The sequence below is a fragment of the Streptomyces sp. PA03-6a genome (assembly GCF_033792765.1).
Classification (GTDB): domain Bacteria; phylum Actinomycetota; class Actinomycetes; order Streptomycetales; family Streptomycetaceae; genus Actinacidiphila.
Map to the genome: position 1 here is coordinate 1 of NZ_JARAVK010000294.1, position 9,892 is coordinate 9,892.

Annotated in this window: 8 protein-coding genes and 2 pseudogenes; 8 read left to right on the top strand and 2 right to left on the bottom strand. The window is 66.0% G+C overall.

The features are described from left to right. Nucleotides 1–96: pseudogene (locus PV350_RS40185) on the top strand (IS5/IS1182 family transposase); the annotation flags it as partial. Nucleotides 97–290: 194 nt separating this feature from the next. Beyond that, nucleotides 291–623, top strand: coding sequence for a histone-like nucleoid-structuring protein Lsr2 (locus PV350_RS40190; RefSeq protein ID WP_500338371.1), 333 nt, complete (start codon nucleotides 291–293; stop codon nucleotides 621–623). A 223-nt stretch (nucleotides 624–846) separates the two neighbouring features. Here PV350_RS40190 and PV350_RS40195 read toward each other — a convergent pair. Together PV350_RS40195 and PV350_RS40200 are read right to left on the bottom strand one after the other, a co-directional pair. Beyond that, nucleotides 847–1,146, bottom strand: a pseudogene (locus tag PV350_RS40195) (Uma2 family endonuclease); the annotation flags it as partial. A 684-nt stretch (nucleotides 1,147–1,830) separates the two neighbouring features. After that, nucleotides 1,831–2,772: a hypothetical protein gene (locus PV350_RS40200; RefSeq protein ID WP_500338372.1), complete on the bottom strand. Its 942-nt coding sequence runs from the start codon at nucleotides 2,770–2,772 to the stop codon at nucleotides 1,831–1,833. Nucleotides 2,773–3,167: 395 nt separating this feature from the next. Here PV350_RS40200 and PV350_RS40205 point away from each other — a divergent pair, with 395 nt between their 5' ends. The 6 genes from PV350_RS40205 to PV350_RS40230 are packed head-to-tail and all read left to right on the top strand — an operon-like array spanning nucleotide 3,168 to nucleotide 8,402. Further along, a complete protein-coding gene (locus PV350_RS40205) occupies nucleotides 3,168–4,508 on the top strand; it encodes an ATP-binding protein (RefSeq protein WP_500338374.1) in 1,341 nt (446 codons plus the stop codon). Further along, nucleotides 4,505–4,924 carry a roadblock/LC7 domain-containing protein gene (locus PV350_RS40210; protein WP_375822053.1) on the top strand — a complete coding sequence of 140 codons (420 nt, stop codon included), beginning with the start codon at nucleotides 4,505–4,507 and terminating at the stop codon, nucleotides 4,922–4,924. The genes PV350_RS40205 and PV350_RS40210 overlap by 4 nt, the downstream gene beginning before the upstream one ends. Continuing rightward, entirely contained in the window at nucleotides 4,921–5,277 is a 357-nt protein-coding gene (locus PV350_RS40215) for a DUF742 domain-containing protein (protein WP_500338375.1), read from the top strand. Before PV350_RS40210 ends, PV350_RS40215 begins: the two co-directional genes overlap by 4 nt. Beyond that, nucleotides 5,255–5,839, top strand: a complete 585-nt coding sequence (locus PV350_RS40220; RefSeq protein ID WP_375822051.1) for a GTP-binding protein — start codon at nucleotides 5,255–5,257, stop codon at nucleotides 5,837–5,839. Before PV350_RS40215 ends, PV350_RS40220 begins: the two co-directional genes overlap by 23 nt. Nucleotides 5,840–5,856: 17 nt before the next feature. After that, nucleotides 5,857–7,290 (top strand): cytochrome P450, encoded by a 1,434-nt coding sequence (locus PV350_RS40225; RefSeq protein ID WP_500338376.1) that lies wholly within the window; start codon nucleotides 5,857–5,859, stop codon nucleotides 7,288–7,290. Beyond that, entirely contained in the window at nucleotides 7,272–8,402 is a 1,131-nt protein-coding gene (locus PV350_RS40230) for a cytochrome P450 family protein (RefSeq protein WP_500338378.1), read from the top strand. Before PV350_RS40225 ends, PV350_RS40230 begins: the two co-directional genes overlap by 19 nt. Nucleotides 8,403–9,892 lie beyond the last annotated feature (1,490 nt).

Consider the following 9,892-nt stretch of genomic DNA (forward strand, 5'->3'; position numbering starts at 1 on the left):
CTCAAGCGCTGGCGCATCTTCCGTCACGCCCGCTGCAGCCCCAACCGCCTGTCGTCAGCAGCCAAAGCCATCCTCACCCTGGAGAAGCAACGCTGAAAAGGCTCACTGTTCGCCAACCACATAACCTGCCGCCGCAGAGGCTCGCGGATCATCCCCACAGTCCAGCGCTGATGCGCTTCATGCCATACTCCTCGCGAGATGGAGCGTCCAGCTTGGAGTTCAGGACGAGGTTTCAGATTCAGGGGGTGAAACCCCTACAAGAAGTGCCACTGGTAAGATATCATCCGACTATGGCACAGAAAATTCTTACCATTTTCACGGACGATATCACTGGCGAGTCATCTGACGATGTCGCCCCCCACACATTGACTCTTGACGGAGCGACCTACGAGATTGACCTCGGGTCGGACAGCTACGACACCCTACTTGAAAAGCTCGGGCCCTTCCTGGGTGCAGCTCGCCGGACTGGTGGACGCTTGAAGCCGGGCGCTGCCGGGAAGAGGCAGCCATCCGGTAGCGATGCGGCCAAAGTCCGGACTTGGGCCAGGGAGAACGGTTACCAGATGAGCAATCGCGGCCGCATTCCAGCGTCCATTCTCGAGGTCTACGAAAAGGCCAAGTAGAGGCGTCTTCCTGCGAAATCGCGGTGGGTCCTCTATGGATCTACACAAGGCAACCGTGAGCACCGGATCGGAGGGACACCGACACCGAGGCAGCCATCAGCAGGCGCAGCGTGGCAGGGTTACCAAAAGGGAAACCGCGCGGTAACGCCACAGCGGAACAGGACGTTCCGTTGTGGGGGCACAGGCCCTCGGTTGGCCGGCCCAGCCCTGGTGCCCACGGACCCACCTCAGCGACCAGCATCACATGCTCGGGTCGGGTCGGCGTAGCATCGATGGCGTCCGCCCGTTACGCCACCGCATCCGGGCGGCGATTCGTCAGCGGAACATCCTGCAAGCGGACATCAAAGTCAGCGTCGGCGTTCCGTTCCGACAACGCCGCAGAATCCAGGGCATCTGTGGAAACCGTGGCCAAGCGATTGTGGCGTTGGGACGTGCCCGGACTCACCACGACCACCTCATCGACAGTATCGATGCGCCTGCACTGCTCCTCGGGCCAGGAGTCGTACTTGCCACGATGATCCATGTGTACCCACTCCGACGTCCATCGCTGCCAACGCCGCCCGGACAAAGCCATACAGGTCTGGACGGCCCCGTCCTTGATCATCCGTACCCTTCAGCGAGCCGGGGCCCATAGATCTCCTGCGATGCTCAGATCCACGGTCCGGCAAACAAGGGTCAAGCAGACAAGCGGCGCCAACCGTCCACCCGCTACCAGCACGGCGATGCCAAAGTAGCGGCTGTCGTCTGCTCTCTCACGTCGGACGTGTGACCTTGGGGTGGTGAGTGCCACCGGGCTTCATGGAGGACACCGTCTCGCGTCTACCTGCCCGGGAGCCGTCACATGGCTGCCCTAGATCTCCATGATCAACCGCCAGTACAGAGGGCTGCCTCCTCCCCTCGTCTTCACACGCCACGTCCGTCCCTGCAAGTCCTTCGGACCAGGCGCCGCGGGATGTCAATGACCCGCAACGGCGTCTGGGCGACACTCACGGCCGACCACTCGCGCTGGCCTCGTAGCGCGCAACACCCGAAGCAGCACAAGCGGTTTCGCACGCCCAGCCCGCGGCGCCAATGCGCTCTGCCGACCCGGCCGGTGTCGCTGAGCTGTTCGCCGAACCCATGGCTGCGCAGTGACAGCACCGATGAGCAGAGCAGCACTGCGCAAGCCTTACGGCCCCTTGCGCCGGATGCTGCGCTTCAGGGGCCCTCAGGGAAGGCCTGCGCAAGTCCTGCAGCGCACCATCGCCGTACGCAGCTCGATCCTGGCCGACGGTACGTGGTCGGTAGTAGTCGCCGCCCAATACGCCAGCCCCGCCGCCGCAGGTGACCACACGGGCGGTGCCGTCCGGTACTTCTCCGTACCGGTCCTTTCCGTCCAAGGGGTTGCCGGTGCCGGTTCGTTCACGGTGACGGCGCCACCCGCGGACGTCACCGGACCCGTGCCTGCCGCGGTCAGTGAGCCGAAGCTGTCGCACTCGTTGCCGACAGACGGGCAACTGGCGGGCGCCAGCGGCAGACCGCCCAACAGGGACGGCCGCGCACCTGCACCGGGCGTCACCTGCGCCTTTCTGCCGACATGGACCGCCGTTTCCCGGAGACCGATGCCCGGCAGGTCCAGCAGTTCCCACTGGCACCAGGCACACGTACGTCCAGCGCGCAGCTTACGACGGAGAAACAGCAACGTGATGGCAGTGCTGCGCTGTGCGGAGGTGTTCCTCCGGCGGTCACTCAGCCCCACCGACACCAGCACACTGGCCAGGACGGAGCGGCTGAGGGCCCGCTCCAGCACGGCATCGCCAAGCTCGCCCTGAGCTAGTACTGACACGTGCGTGCAGGTCCGTCGCCCAGGAGTGGAGGTCGACAGCGCCAGCCCAGGACAGGCGGAGTTCCTCGAGGGAGCCTCGTTCACCATCTTCGCGAGCCAGACGCGCGCATCGCCTTCGGAGATCAGGGTGACTTCGACGTCCTCACCGAACACGGCGGCCACGTCCGGCGGCGTCGTGATGCGTGAACTCCTCAAGAGAGGCAACCGGGTTAGGCCCGACGGCTGCCTGGTGCGGACGATGTCGTCGATCCCCTGAACCGTCACGGCCGGTCCGCCGCGGACGACAAGGTGGAAACCGAGGGAGGTGGCTTCGGCGGTGGGCATGGGAGCGGAGTCGGGGTTGTGGTCCAAGGCGACCAGCTCCGGTGGGCCAGCCGACACCTGGGGACAGCACGACTCTTGAGTGGCGTGAACATTCAAATAAATGACACTTAAATGCAATTCTTTAGGCGCCCGCTATCCTATAGATCTTGTATGTGAGACCACAGGCGGATAGCTTGACGGTCGAGCCAAGTTATGCGCCCGCTCGACTCTCTATCAGCCATCGCACAAATCAAGGAAACCGAGTTTTCCCAGTTCCCCGTCAGTAGGAGTTGAAGTGGTTCAATAGAGCGCTCCATCTACCTGGTCACCAACACGGACTTTCCGCATGATCGATTACACGCGCACCCAGAAACCCACTGACCGAGGAATTGATGGCATCGCATACGAACCCTACGGTGTTCTGGTTCATGGCCGTCTGCCTAATCGCCACTACGGGCGCCGCGCTGCACTGGTGGCTGGCAGCACGAGCCGAGCGCAGACGAGTCGCATCCCTGGAGCAGAGCCTGCTCGAGCGCAACGAGGAAGCCAGACACCTGGTGGTGTCAAGGCTGCCTGCTGCAGCCGAGGCCGCAGACAACAGTGGTGTCCTGGTGTCGCCCGTGCTCCACCCCCTCCTTCTGAAGGAGCCTTTCGGCCGCGACCTCGAGGCAGTGACCCTCGGGTTCACCACATTTGTGAAGACCGCGCAGACACGCGCCGACCGAGCCGCCCAAGCCTCGCTGGCTTCAGCCATGAAGGCGATGCAGGGACTGGCCAACGAACAGCAGCGGGCAATCTCCGCCATGCAAGACAGGTACGACGACCCCGAGGTGCTGCAGGGCCTGCTAGAGGTTGACCACATGAACGCGCAGATCGGCCGTCGCGCTCAGGCAATCGCCGTACTCTCGGGGTCCTGGCCCGGACGGCAGCGGGCGTCCTCTCCCGTGCTGGCGGTGGTACGAGGCGCGACTTCCCGAATCCGCGACTACCGGCGGGTGCAGATCCGAGGCCAGGGCGTGGACGTGTCCGTAATCAGTCGCGCTGTCGAGCCAGCGGTGTTGGCAGTCGCCGAACTGCTCGACAACGCCGCTCGCCACTCCCAACCCAATACCCCCATCGAGGTCAGCATTCAGTCGGGTCACAACGGAGTCTCCATCGTGATCGACGACTGCGGCGTCGGCATGCTCGAAGACGAGATGCGGCAGGCAACCGAGCTGCTCTCCGGAGAACGCAGCGTGGATGTTACCCGGCTCGGCGACCCGCCCGCGTTCGGCCACGCGGTGGTGGGGCGACTCGCCGCCCGATACGGATTCCGGGCGTTCGCCGACTCCGCCTCGCCATTCGGTGGCCTGCGTGCCGTCATCTTCCTCCCCAGCTCTCTGCTCACCTCGAATGACCCAGCGATGAACTCGTCGACTCCGCAAGCCGTTCGCCCCGAGCGGGAGCCGCATCCGGCCACCGCTTCTTCTGCGTCCCCAGTGACGAACCGGGCGACCGCGGAAACACGCCCCGCTCCCGTTGCCGTCACTGAGGACGGCCTGCCGCAGCGCCGACGCCGTCAGCCGGCCACCGAGCGCACACAGGCGGCTGCCGGAACGCCGCAAGCCCGCCCGGTGCGGACCGCCGAGCAGGACGCCGCGGCACTCGGCGCCTTCCAGCGCGGTACCCGGGCCGCCCGCGCCATTCACACCCTGCAGACCAATGGACCGTCAGTCGACGGTGCACCCGACGACACGGAAAGGCTGCCGCAGCAATGAACTACGACGGCACACTGGACTGGATGCTGGACGAGGCCCTCGGCATGCCGGAGACCCTTCACGCCGTTCTGCTCACCCGGGACGGGCTGCTGCGGGCCCACTCTCAGGGCATCACCCGCGACGAGGCGGAGCGCCAGGCAGCAGCCCTGTGCGGAGTGGTCTCCATCAGCCGCAACACCGCTGGCTTCTGCGGCTACGCCGAGGACGAAGCCAGCCCACCGTGGAGGCAAACCCTGATCGAGTTCGACGACGCCTTTGTACTGGCGATCGCAGCCGGCGAGGGCTCCTACCTGGCCGTATCGGCCAGCGAGCGGGTGGATCTGGAGGCCTGCAGCTTCCGAATGCAGCAGCTCGTCGAGCGCCTGGGCAAGGCTATGACCAGTCCATCACGACAGGGTGCAGGCAACCCAGCGTGACAACCCACCGCCGGGACAGCGCACTGGTCAGGCCATACGTGGTCACCGACGGCCGGGCCGTGCCCAGCCGGAACACCTTGGATCTGGTCACCATGGTGAGGGTCACCGGCAGTGGGCCCTCAGGCCGACTCACCCCCGAAAAGCAGATCCTGGTGGAGCTGTGCCGCGGCGGTGCTCTCACGATCGCCGAGATTAGTGCCCACCTGGTGCTTCCGGTCGGTATCTGCAAAGTAATCATCGCCGACCTAGTGGACGACGGCCTACTCGTCACCCGTGCTGCCATCCCCCGGGCAGAACGCCCAGACCTTGACCTTGTGGAGGAGGTGCTCCATGGACTGCGCGCCCTTCGCTGACAACCGCTATCTGCCCGAATCCGTACAACGGGCAGTCAAAATCGTGGTGGCAGGCCCCTTCGGCGTCGGCAAGACGACACTGGTGGGTGCGCTCTCGGAGATCAGGCCGCTGCGCACCGAGGAGACCATGACGCAGGCCGGAGTGGCCATCGACGACCTGGCTGGCATCAAGGACAAGGCAACCACCACGGTCGCCATGGACTTCGGCCGCATCACGCTCAACGAACAGCTGGTGCTGTACCTGTTCGGCGCCCCCGGGCAGACCCGTTTCCAGCGGCTCTGGCAGGACCTCACCTATGGCGCTCTCGGCGCCCTGGTGCTGGCCGACACCCGTCGTCTCGATCAGTCCTTCGACGTCATCGACCGGTTGGAGGAGGCAGGGCTGCCCTACGCGGTCGCCGTCAACGACTTCCCCGACGCGCCAGCCTACGACGAGGAGCGCATGCGCAAGGCTCTCGACCTGCTTCCCGAGACCCCGTTGGTGATTTGCGACGCACGCGACCGCACGTCGGCCACCAACGCGCTGATCACCCTCGCCGAACACCTCCTCACCCTCAGCTGACCTGGAGCCCCCGAACCGTGACCGCACCCGTTCACTCCGCCGAGCGGCCTGAGCCCGGCTCGGTGCCGCCGGTCTGCCCCGCTCACATAGGCGACTCCGGCACAGCCGTCCCACTGTACGGACCGGAGTTCGCCGCCGATCCCGACACCGTCTACGCCCGCCTGCGCCGGCATGGGCCAGCCGCGCCAGTCGAGCTGGCCCCAGGAATTCGCGCCACCCTGGTCACCTCGTACGACACAGCGCTCAAAGTGCTGCGCAGTCCGCAGACTTTCTCCAAGGATTCCCGGCGGTGGAGGGCCCAGATTGAAGGCGAGGTCCCTCCAGATAGCCCGGTGGCGCCGCTGATGAGTTTCCGTCCAAACGCCCGACACGTCGATGGGGAAGAGCACACCCGGCTGCGTTCGGTCATTACCGACAGCCTGGACCGAGTGGACCACTACGAGCTACGCCACTACGTTGAGCAGAGCGCCGACACTCTGATCGACGGCTTTGCCCCCGATGGCGAGGCGGACCTGATGGGCGACTACGCCAAGGTGTTGCCGCTGCTGGTCTTCCTGCACCTCTTCGGCTGCCCCGCCGACATCGGTGACAGATTGGTCACCGGGATGACCGGCCTTTTCGACGGTGTCGACGCGGCGAACGCCAACAAGCTGCTCAGGCAAGCCGCGATGGACCTTATCGCGCATAAGCGGGAGCGTCCCGGCAGCGACGTCACCTCGTGGATGCTGTCCCATCCGGCGAAGCTATCCGACGAGGAGGTCGCCCACCAGCTGGCCCTCGCTCTGGGGGCCGGCACCGAGCCGGAACAGAACCTCATCGCCAACGCACTGCGCCTGCTGCTTGTGGACGACCGCTTCGCAGGCGACCTGGCCGGCGGCAGTCTTCCGGTGGAGGACTCCCTGGACGAGGTGCTGTGGACCACCTACACCCCGCTGGCCAACTTCTCGATCCATTTCCCCGTACAAGACACCGAACTGGACGGGGTGCGAATGCGCGGTGGCGAACCGGTCGTGATCTCCTTTGCCGCAGCCAACACCGACCCGATGCTCTCCACCGGCCATCACGCCGGTAACCGCGCGCACCTTTCCTGGAGCGCTGGGCCGCACACCTGCCCCGCCAAGGGACAGGCACGGCTGATTGCCACTGTGGCCATCGAGAAGCTGCTCGACCGGCTGCCGGACCTTGAGTTGGCTGTCCCAGCGGAGGAAATCGTCTGGCGTCCCGGTCCGTTTCACCGGGCTCTGGCGGCGCTTCCGGTCCGCTTCCCGCCTGCCGCAGCAATCACCGAGACCGTCGAGAACCGAGGAGCACGTTCATGGAGCAACAGCCCACCTGCCCCTTCCGTATCGACCCTACAGGCAGTGACCTCCACGGTGAAGCCGTCAGGCTCCGCAACCTCGGCCCCGCGACGCGGGTGGAGCTTCCCGGCGGTGTGGAAGCGTGGTCGGTAAGCAGCTTCTGGCTGCTGAAAAAGCTGCTCAACGACCCGCGTGTCTCCAAGGATTCCTACCAGCACTGGCCCGCCTTCATCAACGGTGAGATCGCCCAGGACTGGCCGATGTATCTGTGGGTCTCCGTGCGGAACATGTTCATCGCCTACGGCGAGGACCACATGCGGCTGCGCAAACTCGTCGCCAAAGCCTTCACCCCCCGGCGAACTGCGGCCATGCGGCCACGGATCGAGGAGATCACCCGGGAGTTGCTGAACGCGCTGGCCGCCACCCCTGTGGGAGAACCCCTTGACCTGCGGGCATCGTTCGCCCAGCCGTTACCGATCAAGGTTATATGTGACCTGTTCGGCGTCCCGGACACAATGCGCGACGAGCTGCGCTATACGGTGGACAGCATCTTCAACTCCGCCGCCACTGCGGAGGAGGTCGCCGCCACCCGGACCACCGTCCACCGGCTGTTCACCGAACTGGTCGCCACCAAGCGGGCGGAACCTGGCGACGACATGACCAGTGACCTCATCGCCGCACGCAACGAGGACGGTTCGGTGCTGAGCGAGGAGGAACTGCTGGGCACCTTGTTGCTCTCCCTAAGCGCAGGGACCGAGACCACGGTCAACCTCCTCGACAACGCCATCACGGCGCTCCTCACCCACCCTGAGCAACTGGAACTGGTTCGCGCCGGTAAGGCCACCTGGGACGACGTGATCGACGAGACACTACGCTGGCAAGCCCCGGTGCCGTATCTGCCGCTGCGTTACGCAGTGGAGGACATCAAGTTGGACGACGGAATCACCATCCGCAAGGGCGAGGCGATTCTGGCGGGGTACGCGGCCGCAGGGCGCGACCCAGAAGTACACGGCAAAGCCGCCGATCAGTTCGACATCACCCGGCCCACCCGCCGGGACCACATGGCCTTCGGCTACGGCGCCCACTACTGCCTCGGGGTCTCGCTGGCCCGCCTAGAAGCAGCGGTTGCTCTCCCGGCACTCTTCGAACGCTACTCAGGGCTAAAGCTCGCAGTGCCCGGAAAGGCGCTGCAGCCGGTGGGGAGCATGCTCGCCAACGGGCACCGGACGGTGCCAGCACTGCTCCTACAGACCGCTAAGGTCTGACATCCAGATCGCGGAGCGGGGCCCCCTACCTGCCCCGCTCCGCGACGGGTGGACAAACTGCTGACCCAATCCGGCAGGGTGGGACCATCGGATCCCATGCGCGGTCCCTCGTAGACAGAAGCCGCAGATGTCTGAGACAAGGGCTGTATGAACACCCTCGACGAGGTCGATTCCCTGCGCCATCACGCCGCGTTCGTCACCCTCCCCAGCCGCCACGGGGCTGCCGTCGCATCCGGTTCCCATGGGAGACTTCCGAGCGGCAACAACTGGAGAGCGAGAGCGTTGTCATGCTTCCCTGTGGCGCAGGGGCGACGCTGGGCCGCCCCCGAACGGCGGTACCGGACCGTTCGGCCGCTTCGAGCGACGCGGCTACGCGGGTAGGGCATGCGGCCGCCGCTCAACTCGCCCTCACCTCGGGCGGGCTCCGCTTCGACCAGGCCCGCCATGGCGCCGCCCAGCGGCTGTGGCAGACAGTGCTGCACGCCGCCCACGTCTCAGACGACCGCGACCTCGGCGGCTGCTGTACTGGGTGACCTCGCCGACCAGGCGACCCGGCTCAACCAGCCCACCCGGGCCGTCATGATCCTCGATCACGCTCGCCGCCGCACCCACTCCCCCGCCGCCCCGTCCCTGCTCGACCTGCGCGGCGCCCGTGCCCTGGCCGCGCTTGCACGGTCCCATAACGTCGGCCCCGGCGGGTGGCGAAATCATCAACGCCAAGCACGTGCAGTGCCGGCCGGGGCGGAGCATCACCATCACCACGTTGAGCAAGGTGGTCGGCTGACCGGAATGTGCAGGACAGCCGCGAGGCGGGCACCGGCCCGCCCGGCCTGTGCCAGACCGATTGCTTGCACGATCTCGGCGAGCGCGGCCGTATCTCACGGTCAAACCTGCTCGCTGCTTGGCGAAAGTCCCCCGGACGCAGCGAGCGCTGTCACAGAAATGGCGTCGAACGCGCAGATCGATCATGATCATGCGGCCGCCGAAGCCAGCATCGGTCAAGTGTCGCCGATAGCGGCAGTGGACCCGCTGAGCCGGCACACCGCAGTCAGGACACGGCACGACTGTGCCGTCCCGCGTCCGACCGATGACCAGCACTGGAGTATTAGCCGACGTAGCCCTGCAGCGTGAGGCCGGCAGGACTGCAACACCCGGTCCGCAAGGCAACGACGGCGCGCCCTGTTCGCCTCAGCCGCCTGGCAGCCCCCGCCCAAGGGCAAGGCCGCGACCCGCCCGTCGTACCTCCGCGCCGGAAAAACGAAGTAGGGTCGGCCTCCACTTGGAAACCGACCCCACTCAAGATGGCGCTCACTGCATCTGCTGCCACCAACGGTCAGCCGCGGACGATGTTCCCCGCATGCCGTGCCCCTCTACCCGTGCGTCAGGTGACGACACCTGCCGCGCGGTGGTGCGCCTGGCGCACCGTCACTCCGCGGCGGCCTCCACCGCCTTGATGTCGCCCGCCTTCGGCGGCGCGCCCTTGCGGCTGC

Bases quoted from the DNA above. Each gene is read 5' to 3' on its own strand.
- PV350_RS40210 (WP_375822053.1), top strand. From the start codon at position 4,505: ATGAACTACGACGGCACACTGGACTGGATGCTGGACGAGGCCCTCGGC.
- PV350_RS40200 (WP_500338372.1), bottom strand. From the start codon at position 2,772: ATGCCCACCGCCGAAGCCACCTCCCTCGGTTTCCACCTTGTCGTCCGC.
- PV350_RS40220 (WP_375822051.1), top strand. From the start codon at position 5,255: ATGGACTGCGCGCCCTTCGCTGACAACCGCTATCTGCCCGAATCCGTA.
- PV350_RS40190 (WP_500338371.1), top strand. From the start codon at position 291: ATGGCACAGAAAATTCTTACCATTTTCACGGACGATATCACTGGCGAG.